Source organism: Photorhabdus sp. RM323S (assembly GCF_042879375.1).
Taxonomy (GTDB): Bacteria; Pseudomonadota; Gammaproteobacteria; order Enterobacterales; family Enterobacteriaceae; genus Photorhabdus; species Photorhabdus tasmaniensis.
Genome location: NZ_JBHFKZ010000011.1, coordinates 76669 through 96424 on the forward strand (window position 1 = coordinate 76669; position 19756 = coordinate 96424).

The window sequence follows — 19756 nt, forward strand, 5'->3', positions numbered from 1 at the left end:
GTCGCAGGGTCTTATTAGACAGATGAGGTTATTTTCCTGACTTTCAAGTTGTACCGCTCTGTTTACTCAGTATTTTATCCATTAATCTTCCCGGCAAAAACCGGCGCATAATAGTTACAGCATGGGTTATCCAAGTCACCGGATAACGTAATTTAGGATTCGGACTTTCCAACGCATGAATTAGTTTGCGCACAACGGCCTCGGGTGTCAGAGTGAAATGGCGGGCGATCCTAGAATTTACAACGGGTTTATCGCGTTGGGTTTGATTCACATTTTCTGCAAAACGTGTTTTTATTGGGCCAGGTACAATTAAACAAGATTTAATTCCTGTTCCTGCCAATTCCATTCTTAATGCGTCTGACCATGCTTCCAAAGCATATTTACTGGCAGAATAAGCACCGCGGCCTGGAGTTGAAATCAGTCCCATGACTGAACTGGTTTGGATAATACGGCCTTCACCATGAAGCTGCATTGCCGGGAGTAATAAACAGGTAAGTTGATGTGTACCAAACAGATTGGTAGAGAATTGGCGTTCCAGTTGTTCACGGCTGATAGTATTTAATGGACCATAAATACCAAAGCCGCCATTATTAAACAGTCCGTAAAGGCGACCATTGGTTAATCGGATAACTTCGGCAGCGGCACGTTCGACACTGATTTTATCGTCAAGATCCAATGCGATAGGTTCCAGCCCCAATTCGCGCATATGTTGTAAATCCTCGGGTTTCCGGCAGGCTGCTAATACTCGGTAGCCCCGTTGATGGAGTGTTTTGGCCGCCACTAGACCAATTCCACTGGAACAGCCGGTGATAAGAACTGACTTTTGCATAACTTTACCTGCTTATATACATCAATTTGTAAAAACTGATGGTTTACTACTTAAGAATGATTAAGGTGTACTAATAATATGTCAGATATCCAGTCGGCGATAAACGGTTGAGCGGCCAGATTGGGATGTAATCCATCCTGTTGTACCCATTCTGGTTTAATAGCGACTTGTTCCATGTAAAACGGCAGCAGGGGAATTTGATTGTGTTCTGCCAGTTTGGGATAAATCCTGGCAAAAGATTCGGTATAACGGCGGCCATAGTTTGGTGGCAGCCGGATCTGCATCAATAAAGGCTGAATATTGGCTTGTTTCACTAAAGTGATGATCTGTTGCAGATCCTGTTCTGTTTGTTGTGGAGGAAAACCGCGTAATCCATCATTGGCCCCAAGCTCTATCAGGACCCAACGGGGTTTATGCTGTTTAAGTAATTCGGGCAGCCTTTCAAGGCCCTGAGCTGCGGTATTACCGCTGATGCTGCCGTTGATCACAGTGATCTTATTGCCGGATTTTTGCCACTTTTTGTCCATTAAAACAGGCCATGACTGTTCAACCGGCAGATGGTAACCAGCGCTAAGGCTATCACCCAGAATCAAAAGGGTATCAGCGGCAGTCGTTCTGGCGCTGAATAGCACCACCAGTAAAAGGAAGAGTAAATGGTAACGGGGAATATTCTTGAAGTTCAGCATCTCAGTAAGCACGTTGGTCAGGGGGAACATAGGATCACTATATTGCAGGGAGTCGGGTTGGTTGTCGAGCCTGCACAGACGATTGCTTTAGTGGGCGAATCGGGTTCGGGTAAATCCACATTGCTCGGCATTATTGCCGGGTTGGATGATGGCAGTGACGGTGAGGTTCGGCTGCTGGGGCATAATTTAAGCCGGATGAATGAAGAACAAAGGGCACAACTGCGGGCTGAAAATGTCGGTTTTGTCTTTCAATCATTTATGTTAATTCCGACGTTAAATGCATTGGAGAATGTCCAGCTTCCGGCTCTATTACGTGGCGAGTCGGAAAGTAGCAGCAAGAAACGGGCGGTTGCATTGCTTGAACAACTAGGATTGGGGAAGCGTTTAAAACATATGCCTGCACAACTGTCTGGTGGTGAGCAACAGCGAGTGGCGTTGGCACGGGCATTCAGCAGCCAACCCAAAATTTTGTTTGCTGACGAGCCAACAGGGAATCTGGATCGACAAACGGGAGATCGTATTGCAGATTTACTGTTTTCTCTCAATCGTGATTACGCCACAACATTAATTCTGGTCACTCATGACAGCCAACTTGCGGCCCGCTGCCAACGTTGCTTGCGGTTGGTCGATGGTAAATTGAGGGAAGAAAAATGATTTGGCGCTGGTTTTGGCGCGAATGGCGCACTCCTGCTTTATTGATTGTCTGGTTATCTCTGACGCTGGCCGTGGCTTGTGTGTTGGCATTGGGCAGGATCAGTGATCGCATTGATCAAAGTGTTCATTACCAGAGCCGGGATTTTCTGGCGGGTGATTTAGTTCTGCGTGCCTCTTACCCAGTAGATGAAGGGTGGTTACAACAGGCGGTAAACCTTGGGCTAAAGTTGAGCCGCCAGCTCTCTTTCTCCACAATGACTTATGCCGGGGATATTCCTCAACTTGCCAGTGTCAAAGCCGCAGACAGTTACTATCCGTTATATGGTGAGCTGGAAACAAATCCTCCGGGTTTGAAAGCAGAAAAGGGCACGGTGCTGGTAGCACCTCGTTTGCTTGAACTGTTGAAAATTAAAGTTGGCGATAATCTGGATGTGGGTGATACCACGCTTAAGGTGAGTGGAGAATTAATTCAGGAGCCAGACAGTGGTTTCAATCCATTCCAGATTGCGCCACGGATTTTGATCAATCTTGATGATGCGCAATCTACCGGCGCGATTCAGCCTGGCAGCCGTTTGACGTACCGTTATCTATTTTCTGGCGATAAAGAAGTGGTTTATCAATATCAACAGCTAATTGATCCCCTACTTAAGGCTGATCAGCGTTGGTATACCTTGAAGCAGGATAGTGGCGCGCTGGCAAAATCTATTGATAGGGCGCAGCAATTCTTGTTGTTATCGGCTTTGCTTACATTATTACTTGCTGTGGCGGCGGTAACGGTATCAATGACTCACTATTGCCGTAGCCGCTATGACTTGATCGCAGTGCTTAAAACACTTGGTGCGGGGCGTTGGGCGTTACGTAAATGGGTGATTGGTCAATGGTTGGTGATATTGATTGCGGCAGGGCTGGTGGGGGCGCTTCTTGGATTGATGTTCGAATACCTGCTGGTGCAGATTTTGGCACCTATGTTGCCGAAGACGTTACCACAAGCAGGCTTCTGGCCGTGGATATGGGTGTTAGGGGCATTATCTGGTATCGCTTTACTGGTGGGGGGACGTCCATATAAACAATTAATGGCAACCCAACCATCAAGGGTGCTGCGTGATGATATTATCGCGCCCATCTGGCCGTTGCGCTATTACCTGCCGTTGGTGGCACTGGTGGTGATTAGCGGGCTGAGTCTGCTGGCTGGAACTAAACCAATGTTATGGGCGTTACTTGCCGGCATGATGATTGTTGCGGTATCACTGGCTGTACTCGGTTGGGGAGGATTGTGGCTATTACGTCATCTGAAATTTCGCCAACTTAGTTTTCGTCTGGCGGTTAACCGATTATTGAGGCAGCCATTGCAGTCTGTAACTCAATTGGCGGCTTTCTCTTTATCATTTATGTTATTTGCGTTGTTGTTGGTGGTCAGGGGAGATTTACTTGATCGCTGGCAACAACAACTGCCAGCGGACAGCCCAAACTATTTTCTGATTAATATGACTGGGCAGCAAATTTCACAGGTAGAACATTTGTTGGCTCAGTATCAGGTTAAACCGGCGGAATTCTATCCGGTGGTATTGGCCCGTTTGACGGAAATTAATGGGCAATCGGCAATAACCTGGGCAGATGCCAGAGAGCCGGACAGCAACACGGTACGACGGGAATTGAACCTGACATGGAAAGAGGAATTGCCGCCATTTAATACCCTGATCGAGGGAAATTGGCCACCAAAAGAGGATGAAGTTTCTATTGAGAAGGGGGTTGCTGAACGTTTGGCAATTAAAATCGGCGATAAACTGACATTCAGTGGCGATACGCAGCAATTCAGCGCCACAGTGAGCAGTATCCGGCAGGTAGATTGGGAAAGTTTTCGGCCAAATTTCTTCTTTATTTTCCCGAAACAAGCATTGGAAAATCAGCAACAAACCTGGTTGACCAGTTTCCATTATCAAGGAGATGGCCGACTACTAACCAGCCTTAATCGTCAGTTTCCAACGTTGAGCCTGCTTGATACCGGTGCGGTGATTAAGCAAATTCAGGGGATTTTGCAGCAAGTAGGCCGGGCGCTTGAGGCCATGGTTGGGCTGGTTATGGTATGTGGCGCATTACTCCTGTTGGCACAGGTTCAGGTAGGGATGCATCAACGACAACTTGAGCTGGTGGTTTATCGTACCTTGGGAGCCGGTAAGCAATTACTGCGCCGTACTCTCTGGAGTGAATTTGCTTTGCTTGGGCTAATGGCGGGTTTTACTGCGGCATTGGGTGCTGAAGTTGCGCTTTGGTTATTGCAGACAAAAGTGTTTGATTTTCCATGGCAACCAGAGTGGCAAATGTGGCTCTTACTGCCAATCATCAGCAGCCTGCTGCTTTCATTGTGTGGTAGTTGGCTGGGGATCCGGCTGTTACGGGGAACGGGATTACATCGGCGGGTTCAGGGGTAAAAAGGCGATATTTGTAACATCCGGGGAATGGGTAAGATCGCCGATATGGGGTGAACCCATTCCCAGGGGAGAAACCGTATTATTTGCTGATCTGTTTATCGTTGTTTAAGCAAATTCGGTTCTGAGTTGTGGTAGGATTTTTGCGCCGAAAGTCGTGAGACCTTCGACATAATCAGGGAAGATCAACATCACTCCATCCAGCTCGCATTCACGCAGCAAATCTGACAATTGTCTGAGACAAGTTTCTGGGTTGCCGATAGCCGTGTGGGTCATAAAAGCATTTTGGGATCGTTCAACCATAGCATTGCTTTTTTCACCAACATCGACGCCGAAACTATGCATCATGCTTTTAACTGCGTCGATATCCAGGCCATCACGATAGAACTGAGCCAGAGTTTCAGCTTCTTCATCTGTTTCGGCGCAGATAATTGTACACATACAAAAGGTTTTGGTGGTTGTACCGTATTCTGCCGCAATACGTTTGGCCATTAGGCTTATTTGCTGTGTCTCTTCTTCATCTTTGCCGCCAATGAAACACACATCAGTATTACGTACACTAAAACGCAGCCCACGTTCTGATTGACCGGCACAAACCAAATAAGGACGTGGAACGGAAACAGGTTTGGGTTCAGAAACACAATTCTTCAAATTAAAGAACTCGCCCTGATGATCAACCTGCTTTTCGCACCAAAGCCGTTTGATTAATTGTGTCCATTCTTCAGTCATTGCATAACGTTGATCATGATCTAAATCACTATCCCATTCTCCCATTTGTTCAAATTCATCTTTGAATGAACCGGAAACAATATTCAACCCGGCGCGTCCATGACTAATCTGATCCAGTGTGGCGATCATCTTGGCTGTCACTGCGGGATTATGCAGACCGGCGTGCATGGTCGCGATAAGTTTGGCATGATGAGTCACTTCGGCAATGCCAGCCATCATCGTGACGGATTCCAGCGAACAACCCCAATGTTCGGTCTCACCGCCGAAGCCACGCCACTTACTCATGGACATAATGAAGTCCAGGCCGATTTGATCAGCCAGAATAGCGGCTTCACGGTTTTGCTGATAAGAAGCATCCAGTGGTGGTGTATTTTTAGAAATAATCCACCCACCTTTAGCTATGGGCAGAAATACACCGAATTCTTTTTTTGCCATCATCAATTCCTTGTTTTTGTGTTGTAAGGAATACCTTTTCAGGTCCATTTTGTTTTTAAATTCAGTTAAGCAAAGTACTGTTATCAGAGTGTTTCTTCACTATTTGTGAAGGTGGTTGCATCGTGAATGTGATAATCAGAATGGTAAATACGGGTATGGCAATAATAAAGAATGCGGGTGTAAAACTACCTGAATAATCTTTAATCGCTCCTACCAGGAAAGGAGCGAAACACGCGACAGTGGATATCAGGTTCACCACCGAGAACAATTCCAGGTAAGGCTTACGCCCAAAGTAATTGAACAGTAATAGGCTGGATGCCAGAAAAGTCATGCCATAACCGATGCCAATACATAAAGTAAATAGGATTAAAAATGTCCATGAAGAGGCCGCACTGAGTGCGATAAGACCACAGATAATGATCGACAGACTGCCGATAAGCAGTTTTTTGGGATCAAGCCATTCACCAACAGCTCCTCCGGCAAATCTTGAAAATGCATTGATAAAAGCCAGAATACTGAGTGACGAGGCTGCAACAGACTCACTGAATCCGTTTTCAGTGATATGGGCTACAGCAAAACTGTTAACGGTTATTCCGCACAGTAAGAAAGAGGTATAAGCTGCCGCAATGGCATAGAATTGCCAGGTTTGCAGTGCCTGCCGGGCATTCCAGATTTCCTTGGTGCGATAGATGCTGGAAGGGGGTTGATCTTGTTGATTTCTACTGACTTGTTCAGCATGGGCATGTTCCTTTTTGCCTTCGCGCATCACTAAAATAGTCAACAGGCTAAACAGGGTCAGTAATACCCCGGAAATCGCCCAGTGCATGCGCCAGCTTCCCCAGAATACTGTTGCCAGGAAATAGATCCATGGACCAAGCACTCCACCTAATCCACCAATGGTGAAATAGATACCAAAGGCCAGCGATTGTTTTTCAAAAAGCCGGCTAATGACATAAGTTCCGGGAACAGTAGCCATAAGGCTAAAACCGATCCCCAGCAGTGTTGTGCCGGTGAAATAGGCGGTGATACTGTGGGTGTTGTAGAGGATGTAAAAACCAGTGATGAAGATTAGCGTACCGATCAGCAAAGTGGCCCGGACACTCGTATGGCGAATAAGTATCGCCGGAAGGTAACTGGACAGCCCACATGACAGGCCAAGTAAAGTGAATCCCAAACCTGCGTCAGTCCAACTCCAGCGTAATTCCTTGATCATGCTGGGTAACACAACGCCCAATGAGGTAAATGTCGTTGCGGTGACCAAAAAATAAACCAGACCCAAAAGTATCAGCAGGAGCCACTGATAAGTACGTCCGAACCTGTCGTGTTGAATGGGCATCTTGACTCCATAATGGATAAAGGTCATCAAAAATTTCTGATATTTTATTTCGGTATCAGAAAAAACTATATCGAATAAAGATCCCGTAGCTAAATTGATCCGTTCGATAATAAGGAGTATCTTTTGTTTTGTATTTATTTTTTATTGGGTTCAGGACAATGCCAGTCCATAAGTGACCTGGTTGATTGCCTAGAAATTTTCCTAAATCATAGTGCAACTCGGGTTTGAAATCGATAGTTTCGGGTTGTCCATGTAAGCCTAATGTATAATCAAAAGTCCCGACAACCCGGAAATCACCTAAACGATTATTGAAGGGAATTCCATAGTCAACATGAATTCGCTGATCGTTCCAGCTCCCCTTGGCGTTATTCTCAAAATAAAAAATTGTACGTAACCAGCTAATCCAGTCTGCTTGCCAGTCAATGCTGATACCTGGAAAGTAGTCATAATCCATACTTTTGGTTTTAGCAACCCATTGAGCGAACAGAATATCTTTTAACGGCCCAAAAGAAATGTCATGACCAGTCACTTTACTAAAGCTCACTCTTGGTACAAGTTTGTAATAGTAGGTGCTTTTATCACCGGTATAATCGCTTTGCAGTGAATTTTGCCAAATACTATAGACGTACATATCTCCGACACTGTAGTCACCGAAAGCCTCTAAAATGGGTGAGATCGTTTTTCTGGGATCGACCCGGTTTTCAAATTGCATATAAAGGCTGGTATCAACAGATTGAAAATTAACAAAATCACTTGCCTGAGCTTGATTGATTGCCGGTAGTAATAACAATATTGAAGATAATTCTCTCTGTTTTAATCTGGTGTTGATCCAATACCAGGCCATTGCCAGATAAGCGGCACAAGAAAATGGAGAAGAGAGCCCTAAAGTGAAAAAAAACGGTGGGCAGTTTTTAGGATGGTGGGCTTTCCCGGCAAATAACACGAGGGTTCCCCTTTTTATACGTTATAGGACTAATAATAGCGATAGCATTGATCTAATGAGACGGTTTTGTCAAAGGAAGATTTGATTTTATTGATGAATGGTGAACCGTGTAGAAAGATAAGATTATTCTAACTTTAGTTATTTTTTAGTATCGCTAATATATTGATTATTTAGTTAGCAATGTTTTTTTATTTAACTTTTTGTTCCAGATCGGAAAGAATATTGTTAATTTATTGTTGTGTGGAAATATTTATGTAATTGTGACTTAGGTCACTGAATTTTATGATTTTATTTATAATGAGAGATAGTCATAGAAATGACAACAATGAATTAATATTTTCTATATCATAGTGGAATTAAGGCCAGTAGTGAATTACAATTTAAATATTGGGCGGATTAACATAATGAATGCAACATAATGACTCTGCGAGTAAACAAGTTCGTATTCGATTAAATCATTTATTTGCGGATTTTGTTATTCCTATTTTTCACGAATAATTATTTAACTAGCTGATAAAGAATTAACTCTCTGATTGAAAACGTGATTAAACCCGGTTCTTTTTTTAAATATATTATTTGAATAACCCATTATATATTCTTATGTGTCTTTTTACCGGGTATATAAGCATTAATAAAGTCAATATTTTTTCTCATTTTCACTGATAGATTTATGATGGGTAGGTTTTTAACCTCTGGTTTTAATTGGTATAATAAAGTTTTAGCCGTTGTTTTTACTGCTTTTAACACTTTATTTTTATTAAGTTTAATCATCATGGTATATTGTGTTTCACGTTTAACCAATGTTAATCATATTCGCTTTTTATCTTTATTGGCGTTGTTTTACTGGCAATTATGAACAGTTTTTATAAATCTTTTATCTTCATAAATCAATCCGTAAATAGCTTGGTGGTATAAAGATACCTCGTTATGTTTTTTCGGATAATATTCTTTTTCTCGCTGATTTATTTCAAGTTTTCTGTTAATGGTTAATGTCATTTAAAAAACTGCACTTATAGTTAAATCCGTCTTTTATATAAAAGCTTTAATACATCTGTTTTCGTGCTTTTAAATGGTTATAGCAGGACAGGTGAATGTAAAATAAACGAAGGATAACATCGTTGATAAATACATTAAATATGATAGGGAATAAGCCGTTTTTAGTTATTCTGTACCTTTTAAAAATCTGGCATTAATGGATACCTGTTTTTTATCCTCAGTTAACGGATCACCGAAAAAAAACAGCTTACCGATCGACATCTATTCAAATGGTGTTTAAATAAATCGGTAAATTCATTTAATAACTGCCCCCGAAAAACATGGAGTGGGAAAACACCTTTAATTAAGATAGACAACTACCTACACAGTTATTGCTGTGAATAAGCAGTGAAAAACGATGCAAAGCGTATACTCCTATAAGGCATAAACTCACACATTCTCGTTTGTGTTGACAACTATAGGAAAATTGACAAATATGAATGCTCTGTCTACCTATAAATGCCCGAGGAATAATCGTGTTAGATATTAAACTCATTCGAGAAAAACCCGAATTTATCCAACAAATCTGCAATAACAGAGGTCTTGATTTCGATGTCTCCCAAATAATTGCCCTAGACCATCGTAAAAGGAAAATCCAGCAAGAGCTGGAATTATTACGAGCAGAGTCAAAAAAACTTGCACAAAATCTTGCAAAATTACCTGATACAGAAAGAGATGCAGGCATTATTCGTGGTAAGCAGTTAAAGTATGAAATCTCTATTTTAGAAAATATTTTTGAGAAAGTTGCTTCCGAATATAATAACCTCGTTATACGGTTACCCAATCTGTATTCCGACGACACTCCCATTGGGAAGACCGAAGACCACAATGTTGAATTCAAAGTCTATGGCGAAACACCAAAATTCAATTTTGAGCCATTAGATCATATAAAAATAGGTGCCAGAATAGGAATGGATTTTGAAGCCGGTACACGAATAGGAGGTGCAGGGTTCCCATTACTACGCGGAAATTTAGCACGTTTAGAAACCGCCTTGATGCGATTCGTGCTAGATCAAGCTATCGAAAATGGATTCGAACAAGTCAGTGTTCCATTGATGGCGAAAGCTGAAATAATGCAAGGTTTGGGCTTTAACCCCAGGCGGAACGAAGAAGGAAATGAATTATTTCCTCTTGAAAATGATGGTTTATACATGATAGGTACAGCAGAGATCCCCCTGATTGGACAATTCTCAGATTGTATACTGCCAGAATCAATATTACCTATTCGTATGACCGCTCTGTCCCCTTGTTTTAGACGTGAAGGTGCAAGTGGCCGAAGAGATGCTGGCCTATATAGAAATAAAATGTTTCACAAAGTAGAGCTCGTAAGCATCGTCGAACCAGAGACATCTTCAGCCATGTTAGAGCAACTTCTTGAATTTGAAATTGAGATTTTTAAACAGCTTGGTTTGTATTTTAGAGTCATAAAAATATGCTCTGGAGACTTAGGCGCTCCTGCATACAAAAAATATGATCTGGAAGCTTGGATGTTAGGTAGAGGTGGCTCAGATAGTTGGGGATGGGGGGAGCTAACAAGTTGTAGCAACTGTACTGATTATCAAGCCCGACGCTTGAAAATACGCTACAAAAATTGTGACGGAAATATAACATTTCCCCATACTTTGAATGCAACCGGAATAACGACTCGTGCCATTATACCTATATTGGAGCAAAACCAACTAGAAAATGGTCAAATTCAAATTCCTAAAGTATTACTAAAGTATATAAATAGCGAGTATTTATAAATTAATCTACCTCGCATAAAAAAACCATTTATGCCGTAGGAAATCAATATGAATATCCTGCGGTAATTTTTTAAACTCAGTCCCAGATTTTTCGTTACACAATCTGAGATCTAAGTTTAGATAGTTAATATCGTAACTATTCAATGAGTTATTCTTAATAGCATGATTCATAAAATTTTCTCTTAAATGAATATCTTAATTAGAGCTAAAAATAGGAATAATACCATTGTTATGAAACCAGGACAGAACAATTCCAGCCTCATTCGTTTTATAGATAAGAGACAATTCTTTAATTCGCTCATCAATGAAAACTCTTCCTTGAGCAAATGGTGTATGTGCCATTATTGATATCCTATTCATCTTACAAAAATCAATCAACTCTAATTCCTGTAAATATGGATGGATTTCAGATTGAATTTCGTCAATTCGCAATCCTGCATGATAAATTTCTGACAAATGATGTATAGGGCAGACTCGACTAATAAATATATAAAAAATTGATAAAATAAGTCGTGAAAACACCATTAATAACTCTTTACCAGAAATATATTTCAAGATAACATAAAAGTTATTATTCAATGGTTTTTTTATTTAATAAAATGGGGTAATTATGTATACTGGAATTGTGCAAGGAAAAGAAACCGTATTATCTCTTGATAAAAGAAATGGATTTAGCACATTGACCATAAGTAATATTAACCATTTCTTTGACGATGTTTCTGTGGGTGCGAGTGTCGCTATTAATGGCACATGCTTGACTGTGACACAATTTAAAAATGATATTGTTTCTTTTGATATTTCAGATTTTACTGCTGACGTGACCACATTAAAATTTTTAGGCATGGGAGATAAAGTTAATATTGAAAGATCACATCAAATACATAAAGAAAATGGTGGGCATAGTCTGTATGGGCATATTGAAGGCGTAGCAAAAGTCGTTGATTTTATCGAAACTGGAGAAACCTATCGATTAATTATTAGCATTCCTGAAAATAATATCAAATATTTTTTCCATAAAGGTTTTATCGGTCTTCATGGTTGTAGTTTAACAATAAATGGCATAAATGAAGAAAATAAAACCATAGAATTGAATTTAATTCCGGAAACATTAAGAGCAACTAATCTTAGTGATATTAAAATTGGCGATTTACTGAATTATGAAATAGATCAAACAACGAGAGCTATTGTAGATACGCTAGCCAGAGCGATTAATGCTAATAAATTAACACAATAATCAAAGGAATATGAAATAATTCGGAACGAGTGGGAATGTGGAGCGGTAAACTATTTTATTTCCGCTTCCACATTTAACTCCGGGCTATTAGCTGATAAACAGCTAATTTAATTTTTCTTGTATCCACTCCAGACCACTCTGATATTCAGATGGCAGCATTGGGATTAGTTTTCGCAACGTATCTTTTAATTCGTTTTTATCTGAATGAGAAAGATTAAGGTGACCGACTTTACGCGCTGGACGAACTTCTTTCTCATACCAATGCAAGTGTACTAATGGCAAACTGAGCCATTGATTATTTACATCTGTACCGATCAAATTGACCATGACTGATGGTGCGGTAACTTCTGGTTGAGGCATAGGTAAATCCAGAATAGCGCGGAGATGTAATTCGAACTGGCTGATGGAAGCGCCGTTCTGAGTCCAGTGACCACTGTTATGAACCCGTGGTGCCAGTTCATTAATCAGTAAATGATCATCGACGATAAAACACTCCATTGCCATTACGCCGACATATTTCAACTTATGCATAATGGCTGACAACATGTTCTGAGCCTGCTGTTGTAAATGGCAGTTTTCCTGAGGAAAGGCAATACTGGCCCGCAAGATACCATCTTGATGCAGATTGTGAGTCAATGGATAGAACACACAATCACCTCTTTCATTGCGTGCACCGACCAATGAAACTTCACCAGAGAAAGGAATCGCTTGTTCGGCAATACATTCACCATAAATATCGGTTGGTAACGCTGTTTCATCTCCGGGGCGGATGCGCCATTGCCCGCGGCCATCATAACCGCCGATACGGCGTTTAACGATAACGAAGTTACCGAGTTCTGCGAATAGCTGCGGCCATTGGCGGATATCAGACAGTAATTGCCACGGAGCAGTTGCGAGCCCAAGACTATCTATTAATTGCTTTTGTGGCAGACGATCTGCCAGGCGGGGAAAAATATCCCGATTAGCGAAAGCCTTATGGCGGGCGAGTTCCTGGGTAAGGGCAGTTTCCGGCCAGCGCTCAATTTCGGCGGTGATAACACTATTTTGGTAAGGAACAGCTTCGGGTTCTGCATCCAGGCCAACCGGATAAACCGTGATACCTAAAGGCTCACCTGCCTGACGTAACATCCGGCCGAGCTGACCGTTACCTAATACACAAACTGGCTTCATGCTTCCTCCCGTGGATCGGGATTATCGAGTACATCCTGAGTTTGTGTTTCACGCCAGTAGGTAAGGCGTTTCAGTAAATCTTTATCATGACGAGCCAGAATCTGTGTTGCCAGCAAGGCTGCATTTGCCGCGCCTGCTTTTCCAATCGCTAGTGTGCCGACGGGAATACCTTTTGGCATCTGTACGATTGAGTAGAGGCTGTCTACACCATTAAGTGCTGCACTTTGTACGGGTACGCCCAGAACCGGGACCAGCGTTTTAGCTGCCAGCATTCCGGGTAAATGGGCTGCACCACCTGCGCCAGCGATAATGACATCAAAACCATTTTGTTCAGCTTGTTCGGCAAAACTGAATAGTTTATCTGGTGTACGGTGGGCAGAAACAATTTCAACATGAAAGGGGACATCAAGGGCGGTGAGAATATCTGCCGCGTGCTGCATAGTAGCCCAGTCGCTTTTGGACCCCATGACGATTGCAATTTTGGCGTTGTGTTGAGTTGTTCCTGCTGAATCAGGCCGGGCAATCATAAATCAAATGCTCCTGTGTTTTAACGTCCACCAGAACGAAAATAGCGCTTTAAGACCGCGGATCATATCATGGTCGCAAGCTAAGGAAAACGATTGCGTTGCTTTATGCTTTGATTGTACTACCTGGATGTGAGTGTTCTCCCATCGATCAGAATAGGAAAAAGATAAGATCGATTGATTTGTCTGTGACTTTGAACATTGAACCTTGATGGTGCCATGCACCAAGTACACCACGGTAGACGATTTTGTTATGCAGAAGAGTTTTATGTACAGCTGGGCGGTGAGTATGTCCATGAATCATCCAGTCAGCTTGATACTGCTCAACAACATCAATAACGGCTTGCTGGTTGACATCCATAATTGCTTCGGATTTTCTGCTGTTGATAGATTGGCTGTTTGCCCGCATTTTTTCGGCGATTTTCTGACGGATAAACAGGGGTAATAATAAAAACAGGCGCTGGATCCACGGGGTATGAACCCGTTTACGATATTGCTGATAACCTTTGTCATCAGTACACAAAGTATCTCCGTGTAGGATAAGCACCCGCTTACCATACAGTTCCAATACCTTTTCTTGTGGTAGCAATATGATCCCACTTTCTTTAGCAAAGCGGGAACCGATTAGAAAATCACGGTTGCCATGAATAAAATAACAGGTAACACCTTGTTGTTTCAGTGTTTTTAATGCAACGGCAATTTCACTGTGAAGAGGATTATCATCATCATCACCAATCCAGTAATCGAACAGATCACCAAGAATATAGAGACTATCCGCCTGACTAGCATCCTCACGCAGAAAACGCAGAAAACCGGCAGTGATTGCCGGCTCGTGTTCGCTGAGATGTAAATCTGCGATAAAAAGTGTGCACATACGTGGTGAATTACTCGCTGACAGTCACTTTCTCAATGATAACGTCTTCGCGTGGTACGTCTTGGTGCATACCGCTGCGGCCGGTAGATACGCCTTTGATTTTATCAACAACATCCATACCATCGACTACTTCTGCAAATACACAGTAACCCCAGCCATCAGGGCGTTCAGAACGGAAGTTCAGGAAATCATTATCAACGACATTGATGAAAAACTGTGCAGTTGCTGAATGTGGATCATTGGTACGTGCCATAGCCAGAGTACCACGGTTGTTTTTCAGACCGTTATTGGCTTCGTTTTTGATAGCCTCGTCAGTCGATTTTTGTTTCATACCAGGTTCAAACCCACCACCTTGAATCATGAAACCGTTAATAACACGGTGGAAGATAGTGTTATCGTAGAAGCTATTGCGGCAGTAGTTCAAGAAATTTTCAACAGTTACAGGAGCTTTGTCGGCGAAAGTATTAATTACGATATCGCCAAAATTGGTATGGAAAGTCACCATAATTGAAATCCTAATAATAGTTTTGATTAACCCGGTTTAGGGCATTTGGACCAGGCGGCTTTTATATCACATCTACCATAATGAGTCAGTACCTATTAATTTCAGTAAGCTATATTGACCGCCAACCTTGCAAAGCGCTTAATATCAGGTTTCAATATCTTATTGGACTATGCCATATCGAGTATTTATTTATGAGATAAGGGCATAAATCCAGAATTATCAATTCGTTATTTTTAATCACACGTACAGTGAATTTACGGAAAATCCCGATGCTAAAAATTTTCAATACCCTCAGTCGTCAGAAAGAAGAATTTAAGCCAATCCATCCAGGGAAAGTAGGGATGTACGTGTGTGGTATCACGATTTATGACCTGTGCCATATTGGTCACGGCAGAACATTTGTTTCCTTTGATGTGGTTGCCCGTTACCTGCGTTATCTGGGATACGATTTGACCTACGTGCGCAATGTGACCGATGTTGATGACAAAATCATTAAACGTGCAGCGGAAAACCATGAAAGTTGTGATGATCTGACCAGCCGTATGCTGGCAGAAATGCATAAGGATTTTGATACGTTGAATATTTTACGTCCTGACTTGGAGCCACGCGCGACGCGTCATATCCCAGAGATTATTGAACTGACAGAATCGTTGATAAAGCGTGATTATGCTTACGTGGCAGATAATGGTGATGTCATGTTTTCCGTCGAAAGTGATCCGGATTACGGATCACTTTCCCGTCAGGATCTCAGCCAGTTACAGGCAGGTGCACGAGTAGAAGTGGCCGATGTCAAGCGTAACCCAATGGATTTCGTATTGTGGAAAATGTCTAAGCCGGGTGAACCAAGCTGGGAATCGCCGTGGGGAGCTGGTCGTCCTGGCTGGCATATTGAATGTTCTGCCATGAACAACAAACAGTTGGGCAATCATTTTGATATCCATGGTGGCGGTGCTGATCTAATGTTTCCGCATCATGAAAATGAAATTGCTCAGTCTACCTGTGCCCATGATGGCCCGTATGTGAATTATTGGATGCACTCTGGAATGGTGATGGTGGATAAAGAGAAGATGTCCAAATCGCTGAACAACTTCTTTACTATCCGTGACGTACTGGAATATTACGATGCAGAGACGGTACGTTACTTCCTGCTGTCAGGCCATTATCGCAGCCAGCTTAACTACACTGAAGAGAACCTGAAACAGGCGCGCACTGCGCTTGAACGTCTATATACTTCTCTGCGTGGCACGGATGCTTCTGTACAACCGGCAGGGGGTGAAGTGTTTGAAGTACGTTTCAATGAAGCAATGAATGATGATTTCAATACGCCAGAGGCTTATTCGGTTTTGTTTGATATAGCGCGTGAAATCAACCGATTGAAATCAGAAAATATGGTTGCGGCGAATGGCCTGGCGGCTGAGTTACGTAAACTGGCAGGCATTTTAGGCTTGTTGGAACAAGAGCCGGAACAATTTCTGCATAGTGGCGTTCAAGATGATGATGAAGAAATTACCAAAATTGAAGCTCTGATTAAGCAGCGTAATGATGCCCGTAAAAACAAAGATTGGGCGTTGGCAGATTCTGCCCGTAATCAGTTGAATGAAATAGGAATTGAGCTGGAAGACGGCCCGCAGGGAACGAGTTGGCGTCGTAAGTAAGCTAGATATATTTTGAGTCACTGAACTGACTTTATAAAATAGGCTCCCTTTTGGGGGGAGCCTATTTTAGTTATTCTTTGATGCAAACAGAGTCACCGTTGAAGGTAACAACTTGTCCGGCAATAATTTTGCAGCGTTTGCGCGTTTCTGTCTGACCATTGACTTCAATCAGACCTTCAGCAATAACTGCTTTGGCGGCTGCACCGCTTTCACTCCATCCTTGAAACTTCAGCAGAGCACACAGCTCCACATGAGGATGGCCTTCTAAATGAAAAATTTCCATTAACAACCTTCAGTTTTTTCCACGTTGTGGTATTCCTCGCAGGCTTGCAAGGTATTTTGGATAAGCGTGGCTACTGTCATTGGACCAACACCCCCTGGAACAGGCGAAATCCAGCTTGCCCGCTCTGATGCAGTTTCAAAATCAACATCCCCAATGACCTTACCGTCTTCCAGACGGTTAATACCTACATCAATAACGATAGCGCCTGGTTTAATCCATTCACCGGGGATAAAGTTTGGTTTACCGACAGCCACAATCAGCAGATCCGCATGTTCCACATGGTGGCGTAAATCTTTGGTAAAACGATGAGTCACCGTGGTGGTACAGCCAGCCAGTAGCAGTTCCAGACTCATTGGACGACCAACAATATTTGAAGCGCCGATAATGACGGCATTCAGACCATAAGTATTGATTTCGCAGCGTTCAAGCAACGTTGCGATCCCGCGCGGAGTACAGGGGCGCAGCTTGGGAGCACGTTGACACAGACGACCAATATTATAGGGGTGGAAGCCATCAACATCCTTATCGGGTTGGATACGCTCCAGAACTTTGACATTATCGATACCGGCAGGTAAAGGGAGTTGCACCAGAATTCCATCAATTTCTGAATCATTATTGAGTTGATCGATAAGGTTCAGTAACTCTGCTTCACTGGTAGTATCTGGCAGATCATAAGAACGGGAGACAAACCCGACTTCTTCACAGGCACGGCGTTTGCTTGCGACATAAATCTGAGAAGCGGGGTTTTCCCCGACTAAAACAACGGCAAGACCGGGAGCACGTTTTCCCGCTGCGACACGTTGTTGAACACGTTCAGTGACTTCCCTTCTGATTGTCTGCGCAATCGTTTTCCCGTCAATAATTTTTGCTGGCATGTACTAATAAATCCATAAATCAAACATTGGGATACGCCTATTTTGTCAGAACATGAGCGTGCTGTCAGTTTTATTGATAATCAGAAAATAGACAGATGGAGATTTATAAGCAGAAAAGCCATTGACTCAAGGGTTTGTCCCCGTATAATCTCACCCCGCATCAGAGCATTACTGATGCAGCTCATCTCCCAAGATGCGCCCTTAGCTCAGCTGGATAGAGCAACGGCCTTCTAAGCCGTAGGTCACAGGTTCGAATCCTGTAGGGCGTACCATTTAAATTCAATAACTTAGCCCCGCTTAGCAATTGTCATTTTCCTTGACTGGGACGAACTTGGGACGCAATCAACAAAAAGCGCATCTATTTGTTTCGCGTGCTCAGTTAAATGATTGGGTGCTAAATGAGCATAGCGCCTTACCATTTCGACTGATTCCCATCCGCCCATCTCTTGTAAAATTGATAATGGAACTCCGGATTGAACTAACCAACTTGCCCAAGTATGCCTTAAATCATGAAAGCGGAAATTTTCTATTCCGGCTCGTTTTAGCGCTGCATTCCATGCTGTGTTATTATCGACGCGCATCTTCCTGACTTTCGGCATTACCGCCCCATTAGGGCTGATTGATGACTTTGTGTGGACAAAAACCCATTTATGGTGATTTCCTATTTGGTCACGTAGCGCCTTGCAAGCAGTTTCATTTAGGGCTACCCCTATAGCCCTAGACGACTTGCTTTGATCTGGGTGTATCCATGCAACTTGGCGCTGCATATCAATTTGAGACCATTCCAGATTAATGATATTTGAACGCCTCAGACCTGTAGCCAGTGCAAATTTAACGACTGATTTTAACGGCTCCGGGCATTCATCAACTAACCTTTGTGCTTCGTGAGGTTCCAACCATCTGACGCGCTTATCTCTGACAGCTGGAACCTTAATCACGGGTGCTTTCTCTAACCATTTCCAATCCCGTTCGGCTGCCCTTAACAGAGATTTCATCAATGATAAATGCTTTGCTTTAGTTGCCGTTGAGACCGAAACTTCTTTATATGCAGGGATTTCCTTTCCTTTTTTCTGCGCGGCTTTTACACGGTTTTCCCAGCGTTCCTTAACTTTACGATTTTTCATCTTACTAATCGCAGCATAAATGCTAGCTTCGGTTATATCCTTTAACCTAAAACCCCCAAAATGAGTTAGCCAGAACTCTAAGCGTCCTTTATCGTCATCCAGTGATTTTTTGTCCGCCTTCTCTTCAATCCAACGCAAGCAAGCTTCTTCAAAAGTGACATCAGGGAAGTCACCCAAGCGATCTATACGCCAGAACTCGGCCTTTCGCTTGTCGTGCAACTCCTGAGCTTGCTTTTTGTCCGTTGTCCCAAGAGATTCTTTAATTCTTTTGCCGCTTTGCGTCGTATAGTTCCCATACCATGTATTTCCTCTACGGAAGATTGACATTGTTTATCTCCTTTTTCTGTCACATCTACCGTGCTCACATGCATAGTTTTGATCGAATTGTTGATTGCTGCAATACATGCGACACGTGTAAATAAATACGGTGAGTTTGGTTTAGTGGGGTTTTTCTTTATATAAGCTATCTTACCTATCTTGCACCACAGCGATAATGTGTCCACATCAATCCCTATGAAAGCAGCGGCTTTTTTTCTGGATAGAGTTATGCTTTCCACCTCATAATTGTCAGTGATGAGTCTCATTATTTTAACTCCTTTAGTTTCTCTGCAAATTCCTCACATACTGAGCAAGCCAGATTTTTGGGCTGGCTTTTTTCTTCTGATGATCAGACATAATTAATTTGAATTTCTGT

Annotated in this window: 18 protein-coding genes and 1 tRNA gene; 6 read left to right on the plus strand and 13 right to left on the minus strand. The window is 42.6% G+C overall.

The genetic code is table 11. The features are described from left to right. Positions 1 to 43: 43 nt before the first annotated feature. Both ACGF7G_RS07670 and tesA read right to left on the minus strand, forming a co-directional pair. Positions 44 to 829 (minus strand): SDR family oxidoreductase, encoded by a 786-nt coding sequence (locus tag ACGF7G_RS07670; protein WP_021323825.1) that lies wholly within the window; start codon positions 827 to 829, stop codon positions 44 to 46. Positions 830 to 879: 50 nt separating this feature from the next. After that, positions 880 to 1512 carry a multifunctional acyl-CoA thioesterase I/protease I/lysophospholipase L1 gene (tesA, locus tag ACGF7G_RS07675; RefSeq protein ID WP_387464581.1) on the minus strand — a complete coding sequence of 211 codons (633 nt, stop codon included), beginning with the start codon at positions 1510 to 1512 and terminating at the stop codon, positions 880 to 882. Here tesA and ybbA point away from each other — a divergent pair. Both ybbA and ybbP read left to right on the plus strand, forming a co-directional pair. Next, a complete protein-coding gene (gene ybbA, locus ACGF7G_RS07680) occupies positions 1483 to 2169 on the plus strand; it encodes a putative ABC transporter ATP-binding protein YbbA (protein ID WP_133816079.1) in 687 nt (228 codons plus the stop codon). The two genes, tesA and ybbA, sit on opposite strands and share 30 nt — an antisense overlap. Next, on the plus strand, positions 2166 to 4598 hold the full coding sequence (gene ybbP, locus ACGF7G_RS07685; RefSeq protein ID WP_387464558.1) for a putative ABC transporter permease subunit YbbP: 2433 nt from the start codon (positions 2166 to 2168) through the stop codon (positions 4596 to 4598). The genes ybbA and ybbP overlap by 4 nt, the downstream gene beginning before the upstream one ends. Positions 4599 to 4703: 105 nt before the next feature. On the opposite strand, the gene ACGF7G_RS07690 is transcribed toward ybbP, so the two are convergent. From ACGF7G_RS07690 to ACGF7G_RS07700, 3 genes are all read right to left on the minus strand, one after another. Further along, positions 4704 to 5759 carry an LLM class flavin-dependent oxidoreductase gene (locus ACGF7G_RS07690; protein WP_387464559.1) on the minus strand — a complete coding sequence of 352 codons (1056 nt, stop codon included), beginning with the start codon at positions 5757 to 5759 and terminating at the stop codon, positions 4704 to 4706. Positions 5760 to 5820: 61 nt separating this feature from the next. Further along, positions 5821 to 7095, minus strand: coding sequence for a CynX/NimT family MFS transporter (locus ACGF7G_RS07695; RefSeq protein WP_387464561.1), 1275 nt, complete (start codon positions 7093 to 7095; stop codon positions 5821 to 5823). Between the two features lie 55 nt (positions 7096 to 7150). Further along, positions 7151 to 8038, minus strand: coding sequence for an outer membrane protein OmpK (locus tag ACGF7G_RS07700; protein ID WP_387464563.1), 888 nt, complete (start codon positions 8036 to 8038; stop codon positions 7151 to 7153). Between the two features lie 1511 nt (positions 8039 to 9549). On the opposite strand from ACGF7G_RS07700, the gene serS reads away from it, so the two are divergent. Beyond that, positions 9550 to 10818, plus strand: a complete 1269-nt coding sequence (serS, locus tag ACGF7G_RS07705) for a serine--tRNA ligase (RefSeq protein ID WP_387464564.1) — start codon at positions 9550 to 9552, stop codon at positions 10816 to 10818. A 195-nt stretch (positions 10819 to 11013) separates the two neighbouring features. On the opposite strand, the gene ACGF7G_RS07710 is transcribed toward serS, so the two are convergent. Beyond that, complete coding sequence (locus ACGF7G_RS07710) at positions 11014 to 11160, minus strand: hypothetical protein (RefSeq protein ID WP_387464565.1); 147 nt, start codon at positions 11158 to 11160, stop codon at positions 11014 to 11016. Between the two features lie 268 nt (positions 11161 to 11428). On the opposite strand from ACGF7G_RS07710, the gene ACGF7G_RS07715 reads away from it, so the two are divergent. Next, positions 11429 to 12052 (plus strand): riboflavin synthase subunit alpha, encoded by a 624-nt coding sequence (locus ACGF7G_RS07715; RefSeq protein WP_387464566.1) that lies wholly within the window; start codon positions 11429 to 11431, stop codon positions 12050 to 12052. Positions 12053 to 12154: 102 nt separating this feature from the next. Here the strand turns inward: ACGF7G_RS07715 and purK are convergent, their stop codons facing one another. From purK to ppiB, 4 genes are all read right to left on the minus strand, one after another. Further along, on the minus strand, positions 12155 to 13222 hold the full coding sequence (gene purK, locus ACGF7G_RS07720; RefSeq protein WP_387464568.1) for a 5-(carboxyamino)imidazole ribonucleotide synthase: 1068 nt from the start codon (positions 13220 to 13222) through the stop codon (positions 12155 to 12157). Next, positions 13219 to 13749 carry a 5-(carboxyamino)imidazole ribonucleotide mutase gene (gene purE, locus ACGF7G_RS07725; protein WP_387464570.1) on the minus strand — a complete coding sequence of 177 codons (531 nt, stop codon included), beginning with the start codon at positions 13747 to 13749 and terminating at the stop codon, positions 13219 to 13221. The genes purK and purE overlap by 4 nt, the downstream gene beginning before the upstream one ends. Positions 13750 to 13897: 148 nt before the next feature. After that, a complete protein-coding gene (lpxH, locus tag ACGF7G_RS07730) occupies positions 13898 to 14620 on the minus strand; it encodes a UDP-2,3-diacylglucosamine diphosphatase (protein WP_387464571.1) in 723 nt (240 codons plus the stop codon). Positions 14621 to 14630: 10 nt separating this feature from the next. After that, positions 14631 to 15125, minus strand: a complete 495-nt coding sequence (gene ppiB, locus ACGF7G_RS07735) for a peptidylprolyl isomerase B (RefSeq protein WP_387464573.1) — start codon at positions 15123 to 15125, stop codon at positions 14631 to 14633. A 269-nt stretch (positions 15126 to 15394) separates the two neighbouring features. Between ppiB and cysS the strand changes: the two genes are divergently transcribed. Continuing rightward, complete coding sequence (gene cysS, locus ACGF7G_RS07740) at positions 15395 to 16780, plus strand: cysteine--tRNA ligase (RefSeq protein ID WP_133816099.1); 1386 nt, start codon at positions 15395 to 15397, stop codon at positions 16778 to 16780. Positions 16781 to 16850: 70 nt separating this feature from the next. On the opposite strand, the gene ybcJ is transcribed toward cysS, so the two are convergent. Next, positions 16851 to 17063 carry a ribosome-associated protein YbcJ gene (ybcJ, locus tag ACGF7G_RS07745; RefSeq protein WP_387464574.1) on the minus strand — a complete coding sequence of 71 codons (213 nt, stop codon included), beginning with the start codon at positions 17061 to 17063 and terminating at the stop codon, positions 16851 to 16853. Continuing rightward, positions 17063 to 17938, minus strand: coding sequence for a bifunctional methylenetetrahydrofolate dehydrogenase/methenyltetrahydrofolate cyclohydrolase FolD (gene folD, locus ACGF7G_RS07750; RefSeq protein ID WP_133816101.1), 876 nt, complete (start codon positions 17936 to 17938; stop codon positions 17063 to 17065). The genes ybcJ and folD overlap by 1 nt, the downstream gene beginning before the upstream one ends. A gap of 195 nt (positions 17939 to 18133) precedes the next feature. Between folD and ACGF7G_RS07755 the strand changes: the two genes are divergently transcribed. Next, positions 18134 to 18210, plus strand: a tRNA-Arg gene (locus ACGF7G_RS07755). Positions 18211 to 18225: 15 nt separating this feature from the next. Here ACGF7G_RS07755 and ACGF7G_RS07760 read toward each other — a convergent pair. Then, positions 18226 to 19389, minus strand: a complete 1164-nt coding sequence (locus tag ACGF7G_RS07760) for a tyrosine-type recombinase/integrase (protein ID WP_387464577.1) — start codon at positions 19387 to 19389, stop codon at positions 18226 to 18228. Between the last annotated feature and the right edge of the window lie 367 nt (positions 19390 to 19756).

Coding starts and splice junctions, on each gene's coding strand:
- ACGF7G_RS07670 (WP_021323825.1), bottom strand. CDS start 829: ATGCAAAAGTCAGTTCTTATCACCGGCTGTTCCAGTGGAATTGGTCTA.
- ybbA (WP_133816079.1), top strand. CDS start 1,483: ATGGTAACGGGGAATATTCTTGAAGTTCAGCATCTCAGTAAGCACGTT.
- ybbP (WP_387464558.1), top strand. CDS start 2,166: ATGATTTGGCGCTGGTTTTGGCGCGAATGGCGCACTCCTGCTTTATTG.
- ACGF7G_RS07690 (WP_387464559.1), bottom strand. CDS start 5,759: ATGGCAAAAAAAGAATTCGGTGTATTTCTGCCCATAGCTAAAGGTGGG.
- ACGF7G_RS07695 (WP_387464561.1), bottom strand. CDS start 7,095: ATGCCCATTCAACACGACAGGTTCGGACGTACTTATCAGTGGCTCCTG.
- ACGF7G_RS07710 (WP_387464565.1), bottom strand. CDS start 11,160: ATGGCACATACACCATTTGCTCAAGGAAGAGTTTTCATTGATGAGCGA.
- ACGF7G_RS07715 (WP_387464566.1), top strand. CDS start 11,429: ATGTATACTGGAATTGTGCAAGGAAAAGAAACCGTATTATCTCTTGAT.
- purK (WP_387464568.1), bottom strand. CDS start 13,222: ATGAAGCCAGTTTGTGTATTAGGTAACGGTCAGCTCGGCCGGATGTTA.
- purE (WP_387464570.1), bottom strand. CDS start 13,749: ATGATTGCCCGGCCTGATTCAGCAGGAACAACTCAACACAACGCCAAA.
- lpxH (WP_387464571.1), bottom strand. CDS start 14,620: ATGTGCACACTTTTTATCGCAGATTTACATCTCAGCGAACACGAGCCG.
- ppiB (WP_387464573.1), bottom strand. CDS start 15,125: ATGGTGACTTTCCATACCAATTTTGGCGATATCGTAATTAATACTTTC.
- cysS (WP_133816099.1), top strand. CDS start 15,395: ATGCTAAAAATTTTCAATACCCTCAGTCGTCAGAAAGAAGAATTTAAG.
- ybcJ (WP_387464574.1), bottom strand. CDS start 17,063: ATGGAAATTTTTCATTTAGAAGGCCATCCTCATGTGGAGCTGTGTGCT.
- folD (WP_133816101.1), bottom strand. CDS start 17,938: ATGCCAGCAAAAATTATTGACGGGAAAACGATTGCGCAGACAATCAGA.
- ACGF7G_RS07760 (WP_387464577.1), bottom strand. CDS start 19,389: ATGTCAATCTTCCGTAGAGGAAATACATGGTATGGGAACTATACGACG.